This is a genomic window from Colwellia sp. BRX8-5 (assembly GCF_014077325.1).
In the GTDB taxonomy this organism is placed as follows: Bacteria; Pseudomonadota; Gammaproteobacteria; order Enterobacterales; family Alteromonadaceae; genus Colwellia_A.
The window spans coordinates 22,022-40,269 of the sequence record NZ_JACGVR010000038.1 but is presented as its reverse complement, the minus strand read 5'-3'; the positions used below and the strand labels follow the sequence as shown (position 1 = coordinate 40,269).

16 protein-coding genes are annotated in these 18,248 nt (G+C 37.8%); 7 read left to right on the top strand and 9 right to left on the bottom strand.

The window, feature by feature from the left end:
* Positions 1 to 588: 588 nt before the first annotated feature.
* Both ylqF and H4J62_RS17705 read left to right on the top strand, forming a co-directional pair.
* Entirely contained in the window at positions 589 to 1,521 is a 933-nt protein-coding gene (gene ylqF / locus H4J62_RS17710) for a ribosome biogenesis GTPase YlqF (protein ID WP_070374465.1), read from the top strand.
* A 10-nt stretch (positions 1,522 to 1,531) separates the two neighbouring features.
* Positions 1,532 to 1,960 (top strand): HIT domain-containing protein, encoded by a 429-nt coding sequence (locus tag H4J62_RS17705; RefSeq protein ID WP_182218565.1) that lies wholly within the window; start codon positions 1,532 to 1,534, stop codon positions 1,958 to 1,960.
* Positions 1,961 to 2,002: 42 nt separating this feature from the next.
* On the opposite strand, the gene megL is transcribed toward H4J62_RS17705, so the two are convergent.
* Complete coding sequence (gene megL / locus H4J62_RS17700; RefSeq protein ID WP_182218566.1) at positions 2,003 to 3,208, bottom strand: methionine gamma-lyase; 1,206 nt, start codon at positions 3,206 to 3,208, stop codon at positions 2,003 to 2,005.
* 297 nt (positions 3,209 to 3,505) lie between these two features.
* On the opposite strand from megL, the gene H4J62_RS17695 reads away from it, so the two are divergent.
* A complete protein-coding gene (locus tag H4J62_RS17695; protein WP_182218568.1) occupies positions 3,506 to 5,068 on the top strand; it encodes a sigma 54-interacting transcriptional regulator in 1,563 nt (520 codons plus the stop codon).
* Between the two features lie 19 nt (positions 5,069 to 5,087).
* Here H4J62_RS17695 and H4J62_RS17690 read toward each other — a convergent pair whose 3' ends face one another.
* From H4J62_RS17690 to H4J62_RS17680, 3 genes are all read right to left on the bottom strand, one after another.
* The gene (locus tag H4J62_RS17690) at positions 5,088 to 5,495 is read right to left on the bottom strand and encodes a translation initiation factor (protein WP_182218570.1); all 408 of its coding nucleotides are present in this window, start codon (positions 5,493 to 5,495) and stop codon (positions 5,088 to 5,090) included.
* A 111-nt stretch (positions 5,496 to 5,606) separates the two neighbouring features.
* Positions 5,607 to 6,533 carry an electron transfer flavoprotein subunit alpha/FixB family protein gene (locus H4J62_RS17685; protein WP_182218571.1) on the bottom strand — a complete coding sequence of 309 codons (927 nt, stop codon included), beginning with the start codon at positions 6,531 to 6,533 and terminating at the stop codon, positions 5,607 to 5,609.
* On the bottom strand, positions 6,530 to 7,282 hold the full coding sequence (locus H4J62_RS17680) for an electron transfer flavoprotein subunit beta/FixA family protein (protein ID WP_070374461.1): 753 nt from the start codon (positions 7,280 to 7,282) through the stop codon (positions 6,530 to 6,532). Before H4J62_RS17680 ends, H4J62_RS17685 begins: the two co-directional genes overlap by 4 nt.
* Positions 7,283 to 7,588: 306 nt before the next feature.
* Here H4J62_RS17680 and H4J62_RS17675 point away from each other — a divergent pair, with 306 nt between their 5' ends.
* Entirely contained in the window at positions 7,589 to 9,238 is a 1,650-nt protein-coding gene (locus H4J62_RS17675) for an electron transfer flavoprotein-ubiquinone oxidoreductase (protein WP_070374460.1), read from the top strand.
* An 895-nt stretch (positions 9,239 to 10,133) separates the two neighbouring features.
* Here the strand turns inward: H4J62_RS17675 and H4J62_RS17670 are convergent.
* From H4J62_RS17670 to H4J62_RS17650, 5 genes are all read right to left on the bottom strand, one after another.
* Positions 10,134 to 11,342, bottom strand: coding sequence for an IS256 family transposase (locus tag H4J62_RS17670; protein WP_182217854.1), 1,209 nt, complete (start codon positions 11,340 to 11,342; stop codon positions 10,134 to 10,136).
* 112 nt (positions 11,343 to 11,454) lie between these two features.
* Positions 11,455 to 12,228, bottom strand: coding sequence for a DUF2884 family protein (locus H4J62_RS17665; protein ID WP_182217855.1), 774 nt, complete (start codon positions 12,226 to 12,228; stop codon positions 11,455 to 11,457).
* A gap of 52 nt (positions 12,229 to 12,280) precedes the next feature.
* Positions 12,281 to 13,966 carry a DUF342 domain-containing protein gene (locus H4J62_RS17660; RefSeq protein ID WP_182217857.1) on the bottom strand — a complete coding sequence of 562 codons (1,686 nt, stop codon included), beginning with the start codon at positions 13,964 to 13,966 and terminating at the stop codon, positions 12,281 to 12,283.
* Positions 13,967 to 14,003: 37 nt separating this feature from the next.
* Positions 14,004 to 14,330 (bottom strand): hypothetical protein, encoded by a 327-nt coding sequence (locus tag H4J62_RS17655; protein WP_146800730.1) that lies wholly within the window; start codon positions 14,328 to 14,330, stop codon positions 14,004 to 14,006.
* Between the two features lie 203 nt (positions 14,331 to 14,533).
* Entirely contained in the window at positions 14,534 to 15,808 is a 1,275-nt protein-coding gene (locus H4J62_RS17650; RefSeq protein ID WP_182217858.1) for a CinA family nicotinamide mononucleotide deamidase-related protein, read from the bottom strand.
* Positions 15,809 to 15,990: 182 nt separating this feature from the next.
* On the opposite strand from H4J62_RS17650, the gene H4J62_RS17645 reads away from it, so the two are divergent.
* From H4J62_RS17645 to dapA, 3 genes are all read left to right on the top strand, one after another.
* Entirely contained in the window at positions 15,991 to 16,761 is a 771-nt protein-coding gene (locus H4J62_RS17645) for a DUF4097 family beta strand repeat-containing protein (RefSeq protein ID WP_182217860.1), read from the top strand.
* A 129-nt stretch (positions 16,762 to 16,890) separates the two neighbouring features.
* Positions 16,891 to 17,277, top strand: coding sequence for a hypothetical protein (locus tag H4J62_RS17640; RefSeq protein WP_070374454.1), 387 nt, complete (start codon positions 16,891 to 16,893; stop codon positions 17,275 to 17,277).
* A 62-nt stretch (positions 17,278 to 17,339) separates the two neighbouring features.
* Complete coding sequence (gene dapA, locus H4J62_RS17635; RefSeq protein WP_182217862.1) at positions 17,340 to 18,248, top strand: 4-hydroxy-tetrahydrodipicolinate synthase; 909 nt, start codon at positions 17,340 to 17,342, stop codon at positions 18,246 to 18,248.

Sequence of the window (18,248 nt, the reverse complement as noted above, 5' to 3'; positions counted from 1 at the left end):
CAGAAGTGAAACGCAGTAGCGCCGATGGTAGTGTGGGAGTTCCCATGTGAGAGTAGGACATTGCTAGGCTTCTAATTAAGAAAAACCCGTTACTAACGTAACGGGTTTTTTGCTTTCTGGCGTTTAAAAAGACCAAATCCATAGCTAGCATGGATTAATAACAACAGTAGTGTGATTTATGTCCGACAGACCCATGTGAGAATAGGACATTCTCCGCTTCTAATTAGGTCGCTCTTTGCCATCCTTGGCAACGCGACATTAGTATATCCCTACACGTCAGAAACCCGATCCGAAAGAGTCGGGTTTATTACTTTCTGGCGTTCAAAAAAGACAAAATTCGCTAACTAGCATGCACTGATAAAAAGGTAGTTTGGCTTTTAATAAGCATGCTTGTTATAAACGAAACGTTTTTTGTATTTAAGTCTTTGTAAACTTGCTACTAACGTATGTTAAATTTCATATCTTTCAGCTCAAAAGCTTATCTTATAACTGGCGATGTTTGTAATATCATATTTATTTTCAATGTAACGTGTGTATCAATGCGTAACTTGCTAAAATCTACACATTAATAAATTACTTAGTGTTGTTATGGCTATTAATTGGTTCCCTGGGCATATGCATAAAGCCCAAAAAGAAATAAAAGAAATTCTTCCACAAATAGATGTGGTCATAGAAGTGTGTGACGCTAGATTGCCGTTTAGCAGTGAAAATCCGATGATCACTGAGATCAGAGGTGATATCCCCCTTATTAAAATTCTCAATAAGTCAGATCTTGCCGATCCTGCTAAAACAAAAATTTGGCTAGAATATTTAGAGTCTCAAAAAAATGTCAAAGCAATTGCTCTAACCACAGATAACCCTTCTGTAGCGAAGACACTCCCTAGTCTTATTCGTAAATTAGTACCGAGTAAAAATGAAACGGGTAAACAGATTAACGTTGTTATCATGGGTATCCCTAACGTAGGTAAATCTACCTTATTAAATACTCTTGTTGGAAAAGCAAAAGCTAAAGTGGGTAATGAGCCTGCTGTGACTAAAGGTCAGCAGCGAATTCGTTTAGACGAAGGTCTTTACTTATATGATACCCCAGGTATGTTGTGGCCAAAAATTGTTAATGAAAACAGTGGCTATCGATTAGCGATTACCAGCGCAGTTAAAGATACCGCCTTTGACCATGAAGATATTGCTTCGTTTGCCGGTGAATATTTATTAGCGCATTACCCGCAACGATTAAAAGAACGTTATCAATTTGACGATACGCCACAAACAGAAGTAGAGTTACTTGAAGAAATAGGTCGTAGACGCGGCTGTGTTAAATCAGGGGGACGTATTGATTATCATAAAGCCGCAGCAATATTAATCAATGAGATACGTGATAATACTCTGGGTGGCATTACTTTTGAAACACCTGATATGATAGAAATTGAAACACTACATTTTATCGAACTTGAGGCTAAAAAAGTAGCGGCTAGAGAAGCTAAGAAAACTGCCCGCGGTCGCGGTCGTAAAAATAAACGTTAAGAGAGTCTATATGTCTAATACATTTCAACTTCATGCGCTATTACAACGTGACACCATTGAGTTACTTGAGTTACCACTGTCAACACTATTACTGATGAATGATAGTAATTATCCGTGGTTTGTTTTAGTACCTAGGGTCGATGATATTCAAGATATTTATCAACTTGATTGGCAGCAACAACAGCAGTTTCTCAATGAATCAAGTTTGTTAAGTGAAATCTTAATGCAGTTATTTAATGGCACAAAAATGAATGTAGCGGCATTAGGTAATATTTGTCCACAACTTCATGTCCATCACATTGTTCGCTTTACGGATGATATTGCTTGGCCGAAGCCTGTTTGGGGTGAGTTTGCAATGAAGGCTTATACAGACAGTGAATTAACCTTGTTAAAAGAAAAAGTACTTCCTGCGCTAACTAAAATTATAACGCAGGATTAATACTTTACAGGTAATTATACTTACTCGTTATAAACCGCTAAGTTAGGCAACTTGCTCTTGGCGGTTTTCTATTTGATCTAACGATTGCTTCAGATCGTCAAGTAAATCATTTACATGTTCTAAACCAACAGATATTCGAATTAAACTATCACTGATACCTGCCGCTACTCTCTCTTCTGGTGTATAAGGTGAATGAGTCATCGAAGCAGGGTGCTGAATAAGAGACTCTGCATCTCCTAGGCTTACTGCGATTGAAAATAAACTCATCCGATTTATAAACTCTTCGCCACCTTTTAAGTCTGCATTTAATTCAAAAGCGATAACTCCACCAGCCGCTTTCATTTGCGTACCAATAAATTTATAACCGTCATGCGATTTAAGGCCAGGGTAATAAACTTTAGCTATCATTGGGTGACTTTCTAAAAACTCAGCGATTGTTTGTGCATTTGAACAGTGGCGTTCCATACGCAATGGTAAGGTTTTTAATCCTCTCATAATTAACCATGCATCATGAGGGCTCATTGTTGCGCCAATATCTTTAAGTGCTGTTAATTTGATGTGTTCTATCATTTCAGCATTACTACAGATAATACCTGCTACCACATCACCATGACCATTTAGATACTTAGTTGCACTGTGAACAACGATATCCGCACCAAATTTTCCAGGTTGCTGTAAAACAGGGGTTAAGAAAGTATTGTCAACGATTGATAGAATACTGTGTTTTTTTGATATCGCTAAAATACGTGCTAAATCTAAAACTACTAAATTTGGGTTTATTGGTGTTTCTAGGAATATAACTTTAGTATTTGGTTTTATCGCTTTTTCAATATTTTCAGGCACTTTCATATCAACAAATGAAACTTCAATGCCGAATTTGGTTAGCATATGACTGATCAATGCATATGAACAGCCATACAAGGCACTAGATGAAATAATATGATCACCACATTGCAAATTAGCTAATAAGGCCCCAGAAACAGCTGCCATGCCTGTTGCTGTGGCAGCGGCATCTTCCATTTCTTCCATGGCAGCAACACGCATTTCTAATTGTCTTACTGTAGGGTTACCTAATCGTCCATAGATATATCCTTCAGCTTCACCCGCAAAACGGTCGGCGCCTTGTTTAGCGTTTTTAAAAATGAAAGTAGACGTTTGGTAAAGTGGTGTTGCTAAAGAGCCAAATTGCTCATCGTTAATACGTCCTGAATGGATTGCTTGTGTTTCAACATATTTACTATTTTTCATAAATTCTCTCTTTAATAAGCATTTCGATGAAGAAAATTAGGGGCGCACTTTGTTATTATTTATAGGTTAGCGCCGCTAATTTCTTTTATATTGATCCGTTTGTTTTTATGTTTGCAAAAACAGAGCCAGCAATATATAACGTAACTATATCAATGTTTTATGTGACTATTGGTGTGTAAGTCTATTGATTTGTAATTAAATTATTACAAATCGTTCGCTTATCAGTTATTCTGTAATATAATTAATACATTGTAATTAATCTATTACAATATGACTGTGGAACATTGAGATAAACTGATGCGAATTGAAATTAAAGTAAAAGATCGTATTGGCATAAGCCAAGAAATCTTGGCTATTTTTGCTGATAATCGTTGGAATATACGTTCTCTTGAAGTGGTTAGTCACTTTATTTATGTCCACTTTATGTCCAATGAATTAGCATTGTCTGACGTGCAAAATTCTCTGTCACACCGCGATGACATAGTTCATTGTTTATCTGTCGACTTATTACCGACACAAAGACGTGAGGCACATTTAAAAACCTTATTAGACACTATTCCAGACCCTATACTGGATATCGACCAAAATGGTATTATTGTTATTATTAATACGGCCGCTCAGTCGTTATTAAAAGATTTAGTTATAAAAATTGAGGGACAGCATATCGATCAATATATAGATCAGTCTTTTCAAGACATGCTTAATTCTTCACTGAGTAATTTTTCACTCTCATTCCTCGAACACTCTTATTTAGCTGATATCACGCCAATATTTTCAGAACATAGTTCATCAGGCGTTATTCTCACCTTACGTTCAATGAATCGCGTTGGTCAGCATATCGCATTAATACAGAGTCGAGAGCAAGCTGAATTTGATAATATTATTGGCGAGAACTCAGCTATTAGACTCTTAAAGTCTCAAACACTCAGGTTTTCAGAATTAGAATTACCGGTACTTATCAGTGGTGAAACAGGTACAGGTAAAGAGTTATTAGCTCGTGCTTTGCATAATGCCAGTCGACGTGCCGATGCGCCTTTTTTAGCGCTGAATTGTGCAGCATTACCCGAAAACTTATTAGAAAGTGAACTGTTTGGCTATGCGCCAGGTGCTTTTACTGGGGCTCAAAAAGGGGGGAAACCTGGGCTATTTGAACTGGCAGAAACAGGGACTATCTTTTTAGATGAAATTGCAGAAATGTCAGTATATTTACAAGCTAAGTTATTACGATTCTTACAGGATTATAAATATCGTCGCCTAGGTGGCACGAAAGAGTTAACGGCGAATGTGCGTATAATCAGTGCCAGTCACCAACACTTACCGCAACAGATTGAACGACAATTATTTAGAGAAGACCTATTCTATCGCCTAAATGTATTGAATTTGTCGATACCTCCACTGCGTGAACGACCCGATGATATTATTTTATTAGCGGCACACTTTATTAAAATGGCGGCGCTTCAAGTTGCACGAAAAGTACCTACTTTAACAGAGCAAGCACTTGCTGCCCTTAAGATATGTAAATGGCCAGGTAATATTCGCCAGTTACAAAATATTTTATTTAGAGCGGTAGCCCTTAATGATAGCGGTGTTATTGAAAAGTCTGATATTGATGGTGCGTTATCACAATTTTCAGCAGTCGATTTACCGATAAGTCATAATATTGCTGGTTCTGCTAGCGATGGTGAAAATTTTGCTGAGCAGCCTCAATGGTCGGACTGGAATAGTGCTCAAGAAAAATTTGAAGGCGATTTGCTTAAAACCTTGTATCCGCTTTACCCAACAACGAGAAAACTAGCAGAGCGGTTAAAGGTTTCACACAATAAAATAGCAATGAAATTACGAAAGTACGATATAAGTTAGCCTGTTAGATGTTTGCTGACTAGCCGCCAACAAACTTTACCTTAAAGCCATTGCTCTCAAGGACCTGTTTTATTTGCTCTCTTTTATCGCCTTGCACTTCGATGACTTCACCGACAACACTGCCACCGGTGCCACAGGTTTTCTTTAATTTTGTAGCAAGCTCTTTTAGCGCTTTTGCATCTAAGCCTAATCCGCTAATGGTGATGACACCTTTACCTTTTCTGCCTTTAGTTTCACGCCTAACTTTAGCAAAGCCATCACTGGCTGTTATTGTTTGGGCGTTATTGTCTTGTTTGATACGGCCACTATCTGTTGAATATACTAATGAACTATCGGCTGGTTGCTGATTGGCCGAATGCTCAGCTGTAGCACTCTCTCTACCAAATGCACCAGCAAGATCGCTAAGACTAGAAAGTTTATTTTTCATGATGTGGTACCCGAGTGTTAATTGACTGAGTGGTTAAATAAAAGATAAAAATAAAGCCACTATTAAAGTGGCTTTATTATACCTAGAAAATAAGTCTGAAAACGTTATAGTTTACAGTTTACCCTCAAGCTCTGGTAATACTTCAAATAAATCACCAACAATACCGTAATCAGCTACTTGGAAAATAGGCGCTTCGGCATCCTTGTTGATCGCAACAATGATTTTAGAATCTTTCATACCAGCTAAATGCTGTATTGCACCACTTATACCTACAGCTATGTATAGGTCAGGAGCAACAATTTTACCTGTTTGACCGACTTGCATGTCATTAGGTACAAAGCCAGCATCTACAGCGGCACGTGAAGCACCAATAGCAGCGCCAAGCTTATCTGCAATACCTTCAAGTAACTTGAAGTTATCGCCGTTTTGCATACCACGACCACCTGAAATAACGATACTTGCTGCGCCTAAGTCAGGACGTTCTGATACAGAAAGTTCATCATTTACATGCGTTGAAATTCCAGCGTCTGTTACTGAGTCTACTGTTACAATCTCAGCACTACCATCAGTGGCAACTGGGTCAAACCCCGTAGGACGAACCGTAATTATTTTTTTACTGTCTAAGCTTTGCACTGTGGCAATAGCATTACCTGCATAAATAGGACGAACAAAAGTATCACTACTTTCTACAGCAATAATATCTGATATTTGTGCAACATCTAATAAAGCGGCAACGCGAGGCATAAAGTTCTTACCTGTCGTTAAAGCTGTTGCTAAGACGTGTTCGTAATCAGCAGCAAGTTCTGTTACCAATAAGCTAATGTTTTCAGCTAACTGATGTTCATAAGCTGGATTATCAGCAACAAGTACTTTACTTACACCGTTAACTTTAGCGGCTTCTTGTGCAACACTCTGACAATTACTACCAGCAACTAATATATGAATGTCACCACCAATTGCTTGAGCTGCAGCAACTGTTTTAAGCGTGTCAGCTTTTAATGTGCTGTTATCATGTTCAGCAAATACTAAAATACTCATGAAATCACCTTCGCTTCATTTTTCAGTTTTTCAATTAATGTATCTACACCATCAACAATAATACCGGCTTTACGTGTTGCAGGTGGTACAACTTTTATTAATTTTGAACGTGGGCTTAAATCAATGCCAAAATCTGCAGCGGGTTTAACCACTAATGGTTTACGCTTTGCTTTCATGATATTAGGTAATGAAGCATAACGAGGTTCATTTAAACGCAGATCGGTAGTAACAATTGCAGGTAGGTTAAGTGATACAGTTTGTAAGCCGCTATCAACTTCACGTGTTACATTAACTTTATCGCCTTCAACTTTTACCACTGATGCGAAAGTACCTTGCGGCATACCTGTTAAGGCAGCGAGCATTTGACCTGTTTGATTATTATCACTGTCGATAGATTGCTTACCTAGAATAACCAATTGTGGCTGTTCTTCTTCAACAATCTTTTGTAAAAGTTTGGCGATATTAAGAGCGTCTAACTTCTCATCAGTTTCGATTTGAATAGCGCGGTCTGCGCCTAATGCTAAAGCCGTTCTTAATTGTTCTTGGCAAGACTTGTCACCAACGGATACCACAATAACTTCAGTGGCAACGCCAGCTTCTTTTAAACGAACCGCTTCTTCTACAGCGATTTCACAAAAAGGGTTAATTGCCATTTTTACATTAGCAAGATCAACATTTGAATTGTCTGCTTTTACGCGAACTTTGACGTTATAGTCAATTACACGTTTAATAGGTACTAATACTTTCATCGTAGCCTCTGATTGCGTTTGTTGTGTTTGTATTTATAGTGTAAAGCTAAGGTTTGATTAATTAAACTAACATTAGCAAGTATTTCTCATTATTGCTCGACAGACTAATACTAGACTACGTGAACGTCAACGTAATACGGTGCTTGTCTCGATAAATTGAGCTTAAATAGCTTTTGTCGCAATATCTTTCAATAGAAGATAGTATTTATCAACAAAATATCTATAATGAGTGATATTATCAAACAGGTGTTTGAAAATCAAACGAGTGTTTGATTTTATTTAAATGAATATTTTTTGGGGAAATTTATGGAACGCGAATCGATGGATTTTGACGTTGTTATTGTTGGTGCTGGTCCGTCTGGCTTAGCAACAGCTTGTCGTTTGATGCAGTTAGCAAAAGAAAAAGATCAAGAACTCTTAGTCTGCGTTGTTGAAAAAGGCTCAGAAGTTGGAGCACATATTTTATCGGGGGCTGTTTTTGAGCCAAGAGCGCTAAATGAATTATTCCCAGATTGGCAAGAAAAAGGCGCGCCACTGAATACAAAAGTTACCGGCGATGATCTTTATTTACTTAATAGCGAAAGCAACGCGATAAAATTACCTAACATCTCTGTACCAAAAACTATGCATAACGATGGAAACTATATTGTTAGCATGGGCAACGTATGTCGTTGGTTAGCAGAGCAAGCGGAAGAATTAGGGGTTGAAATTTTTCCTGGTTTCCCAGCACATGAAGTACTCTATAACGATGATGGTAGTGTTGCGGGTATTATTACCGGTGACATGGGTCTAGATGTTAATGGTAAAGAAAAAGATTCATTTGTTCCTGGAATGGAACTTCGCGCTAAGTATACTGTTTTTGCTGAAGGTTGCCGTGGTCACTTAGGTAAAGAGCTGATCAGTAAATTTAATTTAGATGAAGGTGTCTCTCCACAGCATTATGGTTTAGGTTTTAAAGAAATTTGGGACATTGATCCCGCTAAGCACCAAGAAGGTCTCGTAGTACATACGGCTGGTTGGCCATTAGATCAAGGCGCAACAGGTGGTGGCTATTTATACCATGCAGAAAATAATCAAGTATTTGTAGGTCTTATTGTAGATTTAAATTATAGCAACCCGCATTTAAGTCCATTTGATGAATTTCAACGTTATAAACATCATCCAAAAATTAGTCAGTACCTTGAAGGCGGTAAACGTGTTTCTTATGGAGCACGAGCGATGGCAAAGGGTGGTTTTAACTCACTACCTAAAATGACAATGCCTGGTGGTATTATAGTCGGCTGTGATGCTGGAACGATAAATTTTGCTAAAATCAAAGGTAATCACACCGCAATGAAATCGGGTATGTTAGCCGCTGAAAGTATTTTTCAAGTGATTGTTTCCGGTGATGAAGGCGGTAAAGACCTTGCTGATTATACTGAAAGGTTTAAAGACTCTTGGTTATATGACGAACTTTATAGCTCTCGCAATTTTGGCCCGGCGATGCATAAATTTGGTATGACCTTGGGTGGTGCTTACAACACCATAGATCAAAACCTATTTAATGGTAAATTACCGTTTAACCTTAAGGACGACACGCTTGACCATGACCAGCTTAAATTAGCCTCGGAGTCGGCGGTTATTAATTATCCAAAACCAGATAATAAACTAAGTTTTGATAAATTAACCTCAGTATTTTTGTCAAATACTAACCATGAAGAAGAACAACCTTGTCACTTAAGACTGACTGACGTCGATGTTCCAATTACGGTTAATTTAGCTAAGTATGCAGAGCCTGCTCAGCGTTATTGTCCGGCTGGCGTATACGAAATTGAATCGACAGAGCAGGGTGATAAATTAGTGATCAATGCACAAAACTGTATTCACTGTAAAACCTGTGATATTAAAGACCCAAGCCAAAATATAACTTGGGTGACACCAGAAGGCACCGGTGGTCCGAATTATCCAAATATGTAAGTTACTATTTGTGCGATTTTAATTATAAAAACCTGCTGATGCAGGTTTTTTTATGTTTAGGATTAAGTCGTTGTGTTGATGATAGTGATGGTTTCAGAGAGTCGGTGAGCGTTAAGTCCTTTAGTCGTCATGCTGAATTCATTTCAGTATCTGGTTTTTGTGGTTGTAAGTACAGATCCTGAAACAAGTTCAGGATGACGGTGTTGTGTTCAGGTGATTGTGCTTGTTTTAGGACGATGGCGTTGTGTTGAGGTGATTGTGCTTGTTTTAGGATGACGGTGCCTGTCTCAGAATGACAGTGATGGTATCAGGGAGTCGATGATCGTTAAGTCCTTTTGTCGTCATGCTGAATTTATTTCAGTATCTGGTTTTTGTGGTTGTAAGTACAGATCCTGAAACAAGTTCAGGATGACGGTGCTTGTGTTCAGGATGATGGCGTTGTGATAACAGTGATGACATCAGGGAGTCGTGATCGTTTAGTCCTTTTGTCGTCATGCTGAATTTATTTCAGCATCTGGTTTTTGTGGTTGTAAGTACAGATCCTGAAACAAGTTCAGGATGACGGCGCTTGTTTCAGGATGACGGTGCCTGTCTCAGGATGACGGAGTTGTGTTGATGATGATAGTGATGTTATCAGAGAGTCCTGAGCGTTTAGTCCTTTTGTCGTCATGCTGAATTCATTTCAGTATCTGGTTTTTGTTGTTACAAGTACAGATCCTGAAACAAGTTCAGGATGACGGAGTTATGTTCAGGATGACGGTGTTGTGTTCAGGATGACGGAGTTATGTTCAGGATGACGGTGTTGTGTTCAGGATGACGGTGTTGTGTTCAGGATGACGGTGTTATGTTCAGGTTGGCGCTTGACCCTGTAACAGATTTTGTGTAACTGCCAGTTTTAAATAAAGTCCTTTAAGCGGTCTTCGAATTCAATCATAAATCGATTCAAGGCCGTTTTCCAGTTTCTTATCGGCATCGTCCATTTCTTGGATGCTGCATCTATCGCAAGATAAACGACTTTCCTCGCTGAATCATCAGACGGAAATAGCTTACGTTTTTTAATCGCCTTTCGGATAACACTGTTAAGTGATTCTATCGCATTCGTTGTGTAGATAGCTTTGCGAATGTCTTGGGGGTATTTGAATAACGTATTTAGGTTTGACCAATGTGCTCGCCAAGAACGACTGATTTGTGGGTATTTATCATCCCAACGTAAGCAGAAGTTATCGAGTTCAAGTAGTGCCTCTTCTTCTGTTACTGATTGATATATTCGCTTCAAATCAGCGGTGACAGCCTTGTAATCTTTCCAGGGAACATACTTCATCGAATTACGCACCATATGAACAATACAAAGCTGAACTTGGGTTTGAGGGAATACGGTATTAATTGCCTCAGGAAACCCCTTAAGGCCATCAACACAAGCAATCAGGATGTCATTTACCCCTCTATTTTGAAGCTCTGTCAGTACATTCAACCAGAACTTAGCTCCTTCGTTTTCCGATATCCACATACCCAACAGCTCTTTATGGCCTTCGATATTCACACCTAAAGCCAGATAAATAGCTTTATTGATAACGTGTTTATCTTGTCTGATTTTTACAACCAAACAGTCGAGATAAACAATAGGATAGACTGAATCTAATGGTCTAGCTTGCCATTCAATGACTTGCTCTATCACGGCATTGGTGACACGAGATATCAATGTGGGTGAAATGTCAGCATCATACATTTCTTTGAACGTATCAACGATTTCCCTCGTTGTCATGCCTTTAGCATACAGGTACAAGATTTTATCGTCCATTGACGTAAATCGCGTTTGGTTCTTTTTGACTAATTTGGGTTCAAAGCTTCCTTCTCTATCGCGTGGGGTTTCAAGCTCAACTTGACCGTCTTCGGTGCGAATAGATTTCGAGGAGTAGCCATTTCGGCTATTGTTCGTGCTGGATTGCTCATGAAGTGCATAACCAAGATGTTCTTCAAGCTCAGCATTTAAAGCGGCTTCAACGGTTATCTTTGTTAATATTCTACGAAAGTCGGTTAAGTCTTGCTCGGACTTAATACCTTTAGCTGCTTGTTTAGCAAATACTTCTAATTCTTTCTTATTCATAGTCTGCCTATCCTAAACCCTATATGGGTATTAATGATAGGCAGTTACACAGATTTTGTTACAGGGTCTGGCGCTTTGTTCACTATGACGTTGCTCTTTGGGAGCAACGGAATTACTTTGTCTGTATCAAATCAAATTCACTCAGTGCAGTGATACTTTGCTGTAACTTCGACTCTAGTTGATCTAACTTCTTTAAGCTTTTACAAAACTGCGCAGCTTTTAATTTAACTTCTTGTGCGCGGGGTTCAATGTCAAGCTGCAAATCCTTTTCCATACCTTTGATACGTTGGTCAAAGGTTTCTACGCGCTGTTCACTACTGCTTGCTTCGTTGGTGGTCATTGCTTCACCAACGGCCATTAAAATAGTGCCAATTGATTCGGTTACGATACTTTCAATTTCTTGTTCAAAGGCGCCAGCAAAAATTTCATCAAAATCAGCAAAATCTTGCGAAGCAATATAATAATTAGTATCGCTATGGTTAAAACGTTCTCTTAAACGGTATTGCATCTCATCGAAGCGCTCTTGAATTTTTTGATGTGAGGCGCTATTTTCACCCGTTAAACCCGCAATAACTTTGTTTACTGCTTTTAAATCAATATCAACACCTTCAATCGCTATCGCCACTATTTCAGGGATTTGTTTACGAATGCCTTGGCTGTATTGCGTGAGTAATTGTCTTTGTTCTTCATTGAGGGCTATCTCACGCCCACGAATAAATAATTGTTGATCATTATTAATCTGAACGTAGGTTTGGCTTTCTTTCAAAATACGTACATGAGAAGGGTTGATTACCACACCATGATTAAAGTTTATATCGCATTGCTGTGCTGAAGCTGTACCAGCAATTAAGCTCGTTGCAATTAAAGCAAGAGTATTAATTTTCATCGTTTTCCTAATGTAACTAAAATGATATTGATGGAAAATGTTCAGTAATATTCTATGTATTAACGATAGGATTAAAATGAATTTTTCTTTCTTTATAATTCACCTTAGTTGGTCCATATTCACGGCGAGATCTATCTTGGAAGTCGCCAACAATCATTTGTACACCGTGATAAAGTTTCTCTGTTGCTTCTATATAGACACTTGCCATATAGGTTTGTATTTGCTCTTCAAAAGCTTCTTTTTCGTTAAGGATCTCACCTACGCGATGAGCATGAAACTTATAAGTAGAAACCAGTTTACTGAGCATCTCAGGGTTTACTTTATCGCTAGGCAACTTTTTGAGTTTATTAACGGCTAATTGTAATTCTGTTGATTTATCAGAATCAACTTTTAATTTAAATTCAATGTCTTCTAACTGTTCTTTCATTAGATCCACTTTTTTGGAAAAGCTTATAATGGTGCTGCTTCCTGCTGTTGCGCCTACAATACCGGCATGAACAGATTTTCCCGCTTTTATGTAACCAGCGATAAGCTTACCATTAGCTTTTTCTTCAGTGCCTAACCAAAGTGTCTCTTCAACATCAATAATGCTGTGCATCATTTGGTTTTCAATACGTAAGGAGTGACAAGATATTTCAGCATATTGAGCATATTTTGCGAAAATATCACCTTTAGCAGATATATAAGCACTCATTTTAATATTATCGAGAGATTGACCTTCAACGTCTTGTTTTTTACCAATAATGCCACTACCAATAGTAATGTCACCACCAGCTTCTAAGGTTGCTGACTCAACAAAACCACCAATTGTGATATCGCCGGTTGCCGTTACTTTCATACCCTCACAAATATCACCATCAATAATAACACTGCCTTCAAATTTGATATGCCCAGTACTGATATCAACATTTTTTATGCGATAAACCGGATCAACTTCCATGCCGTTATCAATAATTCTTGGTAAGCCGACCAGTGTCGAGATTAAGACTTTATCATTCTTAGGGCTTATTGTTGTACCTTCGCCAGCGGTTAGCGTGATGTCATCTCCTGGTAAAGGATCTAGGGCAGAGCCAGTCACAGTAAAACCTTTAACACCTTCGGTAAGCATAATTTTTTTCGCGAGCGGATCGCCAACTTTCACACAAATTATGTCACCTAAATCGCGCATATCGACACTTCCATCTTCGCGATCTTTAGGACGTAAAATTCTATCTTGGGCGCTTTGCACTAACCATTTTATTTTTGAATTTTTACCATTAATGGCAATTTTACCGTGGGCAATTTCGCCGGTAATTATAGAGCCAGCAGGTTCTTTCGCGGCTTGATGAGCAAGTTTTAATAATTGCTCTTTGGTAAAACCTTTGCTAACACCAGCTTCTTGAGCAGAGTTGAGAATGGCCTTAGCGGTTAAATGTTTACCACCAAGCGCTGTTGAAATCTCAGCTGTTGCAGACATTTCATCTTTATCAATGGTAATTGAAATAGTCGCGTCTCTGCGCTCAAGCACTTGATAACTAATTTCTCGGCCAGATTTATTCGTTTGAAGGGGTTTTAGGACACTATTAAGTTCGGCGATGGCATTTTTTATATTACCATTATCAACATATAAATCTTTAAATTCAGAATTTTCTATTAGTTCATGGACGCTGGCTTCTGTTACCTGTGTATCATCTTTAACCGGTTGCAAAACAAGGTCAATATTATTTTTTTTATTTGTTACTAAGCTTGCTTGAGTCACGCTAGATTTACTCCAATATTACCACTTAAAATATCGATTAAATGTAGTTTTCCTGGTGAATTTTAATGAAAGAGCCAGTATTTACTTTTGAATAATCAATTTTATATTCTTTGTTATCTAATGCTTGTATAAAAATTAATGTTTTATTCTCTCCAAAAACGTCTGTTGCACTAACATCAACAACATCTTGATAGGCTTTCTTAGCGTCAGCTTTCTTATTTGGAACTTCACCTTTGTAAATACCTATACCACGGTTACTTACAATCACTACAGGGTGACCGCCATTTATAATCAATAAATCAAATTTTCTCATCTTATGGATAATGGTATTACGACCACTCGTGATGAAGTTTTTTTCTATCAAAATATGCTCCTATTTCTACTAAAACGTCTAGCAATATTAGTTACCCAAATAACGAATATGCAGCTTTATAATTCTATTCTAGTTTATTCTGCCTATAAATATATAAAGATTTGATTTATGGCGCAATAAAAATGACATTTCTTTCAATATTATTATAGTTAATACCTAACGTTAACATGCATACAACATATTAAGGCTATATATTAAAAATAAAGTGGTGTTTGACTACTCTCAATTAATAACCGTCTTATTAAATCAAGAGATCTTGCTGCTACCGTACGTTGAAAGTTTTCCCTATTTGCCTTTATACAAAAATATTTGGTGTGTATTTTATCTTTATTACCCCAAGCTATCCAAACTGAGCCAACGGGTTTTTCTTTACTGCCACCCGTTGGGCCAGCTATACCTGAAACGGCAATAACTAAATCAGCTCCTGCTATGGCTAATGCACCTTCTGCCATCGCTATTACTGTCTGTTCACTAACCGCGCCATGTTGTTCAAGTATATTTTCATTAACATGCAATAGTTTGCTTTTCATATTATTTGAGTAAGTTACAAAGCCAGCCTCAAACGAAGATGATGACCCTGAAACTTTGGTTATTTCGCTGGCGATTAAACCGCCGGTACAAGACTCTGCTGTTGTTATTTTAAGATTTTTTTGTTGGCATAACTGCAATACTAGTTCGGCTAAAGAATAAGGTTTATCTTTAATCTCTTCAATGATGTGATCATTTAATAAGGTTTTAATTTTTTGAATAAGATCGATTTTTATTGATAAATGCTCATTTTTTTCAACGGTTAACTTTAATTCTATTAATGGCGAAGATGCACGAAAACCGACTTCAACTTCTTTAGGCCAATCGGGAAAGTTTTTTACCAACATTGACTGAAGGGTTGACTCGCCAATACCAAATAATTGTAAGCGAGTAATATCCATTTCCGCAGTGAAGTTAGATTGTGAGGCCAATTCAGGAATGATTACTTCATCAAGCATTATGTTAAGTTCACTAGGGACCCCCGGCGTACAAAAAATTTGGCAATCATTCAGTGTTAAGGAAAAACCTACTGCGCTGCCTACTCGGTTGGCAATAATATTACAATTTTCCGGCAGCAGGGCTTGCTTTAAATTAGCCTTACCTAAATGAGCATTACGTTGTTCACACCAGGTTTTTAGGTGGGCCAATGCTATAGGATGTTGCTTTAAAAAGCGTTGTGACGCCATCGCTAATGCTTGCGCGGTTAAATCATCTGTTGTTGGACCAAGCCCGCCATTAATAATTAATACATCGGCATCTTTTGTTAAGTGTTCTATTTCCTTTGCAAGTAAATCAAGATCGTCAGCTAAGGTCACTTTTCGACTAATTTTTATGCCAATGGCTTTACATTGTTGAGCGATCATTGCTGAATTACTGTCGACAATATCTCCCGTCATCAATTCATTGCCAGTAAGAAGTAAGTGCACGTTAGCGATGGTCATTTATAAATCCTGTTAATAGGTAAAAATTACCGTTAGGTTACTGTAAAAGTTGAATTGTTGTTAGTTATTAAGAGCAGGAAAGGTCATTTAAAAAAGTAAAATAAAATTTAAACCTTTTCAATGCCATTGTGTACTTAACCATTATAGTCATTAAAATAGTTAATAAAACTCAAGGAAATTTCATGAAACAGTCATTTAAGAAACAACTTACTTTAGCCACAATTTTATCACTTGCTAGTATTAGCACCGTATATGCAGAGGTTAAAGATACCATTGAAAAATCATTTGTTGTTAATGAACAAACAAGTTTACGTTTAGCTAATATAAATGGTGGTGTTGATATTCAAGGTTGGAGTAACGATGAAATTAGAATAACAGCAACAGTGACCGCGGAAAATCAAACTGATAGAGACCGTATAAACCTTGATTTTTCTGAAAGTTCTAGTGGCGTTAGTGTTGAAACTATATACCAAAAACAATCATCTTGGGGGCATAATAATAGCTCTGGCAAAGTTGATTATATTGTAATGGTTCCGTTTGGCGCGGCATTAACCGATATTGAATTAGTAAACGGTTCATTGGTGATTGATAAAGTACGAGGTGACATAAAAGCGAATACAGTCAATGGTACTATTAGTGTGCAAGGCTTAGCTGCAAACCTTGAATTAAATTCAGTTAATGGCAGTATTAATGCGACCTACCAGCAAGTTGGTAACAACATCGACAGCGTGGAGCTAACAACGGTCAACGGCAGTATTAAACTTTATATGCCTGGTGAGCTCAATGCCACGATTAATGCCGAAACCATGCACGGTAGTATCGACACGGCATTTGGGCTTTCAAGTGAGAAAAAAATGTTTAGTGGTCGTCACTTATCTGGGACAGTCGGCAGCGGCGATATTACGATTAATTTAGAAAGTGTCAATGGCAGCATTAAGGTATTAAAAAACTAATTTTTAATAAAACGTCAAGCGCTTTATTTAACCACAACAATCAATGTTGTGGTTTTTTTTATTTGGTTGTCGGTGAAAATAATGCACAATAGTATTTATATCTGACAGAGTTATTAAGGCGTGTTTTAAGTGAGTGAACAATATAACCGAGCATTATTAGCCGGCCGTTGGTATCGTATGGAAATGAACGACGTCGGTCACCAACTTGTTGAGTATGCTGAGCTTTGCCTTGATGGTAGTTTTGAATTTTCTTTTGTTGAACAAACGTCTCAGGGCGAAATTGTTAGCCAAATTATTGAGTTAGGCGATTGGGGATTAGTGGGAGATATTCACTTTACTATCACACAAGAAGAAGTTGTTGACGGTGAGCATTATCGAGCCGATTTAAATGATGAAAATAACTATCAGGCTTATAAAGTTTTAGCCTTAGACAGTCAAATTTTCAAATATCAGCACATTGTTAGTAATGAAGTGTTTATCCTGCGCCGAGTTGTTGATAAAATCGGTCATTGTTAAATTCAGTTATTCTTCAAAAATAAGAAAAATTACCCTTTTACCTAATATGTAGTTGAGAAAAAATGAAAAATATAAAGGCAGCAAGTTTAATTACTGCGATAAAAACCCCTTACAACGCACAGGGTGAAATTGACCTTGTTACTTATGACAAGCTGGTTGCAAAGCAAATAGCGGCGGGTGTTGACGGTATTGTTGTCGGTGGTACTACAGGTGAAGGACACTTATTAAGTTGGGAAGAGCATTTAATGTTAATCGCTCATACCGTTCATCAATATAGTGACAAACTTATTATTGTTGGTAATACCGGTAGTAATAATACCCGAGAGGCAATTAAAGCCACACAAAATGGGTTTGCCATGGGTATGGATGCAGCATTGCAAATTAATCCTTATTACGGGCGAACCTCAATGGCGGGTGTTGCAGCGCATTTTAACAAAGTCTTAGATATTGGTCCTGCGTTTATCTATAACGTACCAGGAAGAACGGGCCAAGACCTTACGCCTGATTTGATCGAACCTTTGTCAAAGCATAAAAACTTTATTGGTGTGAAAGAATGTGGCGGCAATGACCGTATTGCTTATTATGAAAAACAAGGTATTGCTTGTTGGTCAGGTAATGATGATGAATGTTATGTTGGTCGCCACCAATTTGGCTCTCACGGTGTTATTTCTGTAACCTCGAATCTAGTACCGGGCCTAATGAGAACATTAATGGACAGTGAAGATGACGAACTAAATGAACGTTTACAAAGCCTGATGAAATGGTTGTTTTGTGAGCCTAACCCTATTGCCATAAATACCACGTTAATGATGACAGGTGCCGTTCAAGCTAACTTTAGATTACCTTATTTAGCGTTGACACTAGAGCAACGTCAAATCGGTTTTGATCTGTTAGCTAAACTTGATGCGGCTGAAATTGTTGGTGATAAATTAGCTCTGCTTAATGATAGTGATTTTAATTACTGTTCATAA

Bases quoted from the DNA above. Each gene is read 5' to 3' on its own strand.
- ylqF (WP_070374465.1), top strand. From the start codon at position 589: ATGGCTATTAATTGGTTCCCTGGGCATATGCATAAAGCCCAAAAAGAA.
- H4J62_RS17705 (WP_182218565.1), top strand. From the start codon at position 1,532: ATGTCTAATACATTTCAACTTCATGCGCTATTACAACGTGACACCATT.
- megL (WP_182218566.1), bottom strand. From the start codon at position 3,208: ATGAAAAATAGTAAATATGTTGAAACACAAGCAATCCATTCAGGACGT.
- H4J62_RS17695 (WP_182218568.1), top strand. From the start codon at position 3,506: ATGCGAATTGAAATTAAAGTAAAAGATCGTATTGGCATAAGCCAAGAA.
- H4J62_RS17690 (WP_182218570.1), bottom strand. From the start codon at position 5,495: ATGAAAAATAAACTTTCTAGTCTTAGCGATCTTGCTGGTGCATTTGGT.
- H4J62_RS17685 (WP_182218571.1), bottom strand. From the start codon at position 6,533: ATGAGTATTTTAGTATTTGCTGAACATGATAACAGCACATTAAAAGCT.
- H4J62_RS17680 (WP_070374461.1), bottom strand. From the start codon at position 7,282: ATGAAAGTATTAGTACCTATTAAACGTGTAATTGACTATAACGTCAAA.
- H4J62_RS17675 (WP_070374460.1), top strand. From the start codon at position 7,589: ATGGAACGCGAATCGATGGATTTTGACGTTGTTATTGTTGGTGCTGGT.
- H4J62_RS17670 (WP_182217854.1), bottom strand. From the start codon at position 11,342: ATGAATAAGAAAGAATTAGAAGTATTTGCTAAACAAGCAGCTAAAGGT.
- H4J62_RS17665 (WP_182217855.1), bottom strand. From the start codon at position 12,228: ATGAAAATTAATACTCTTGCTTTAATTGCAACGAGCTTAATTGCTGGT.
- H4J62_RS17650 (WP_182217858.1), bottom strand. From the start codon at position 15,808: ATGACCATCGCTAACGTGCACTTACTTCTTACTGGCAATGAATTGATG.
- H4J62_RS17645 (WP_182217860.1), top strand. From the start codon at position 15,991: ATGAAACAGTCATTTAAGAAACAACTTACTTTAGCCACAATTTTATCA.
- dapA (WP_182217862.1), top strand. From the start codon at position 17,340: ATGAAAAATATAAAGGCAGCAAGTTTAATTACTGCGATAAAAACCCCT.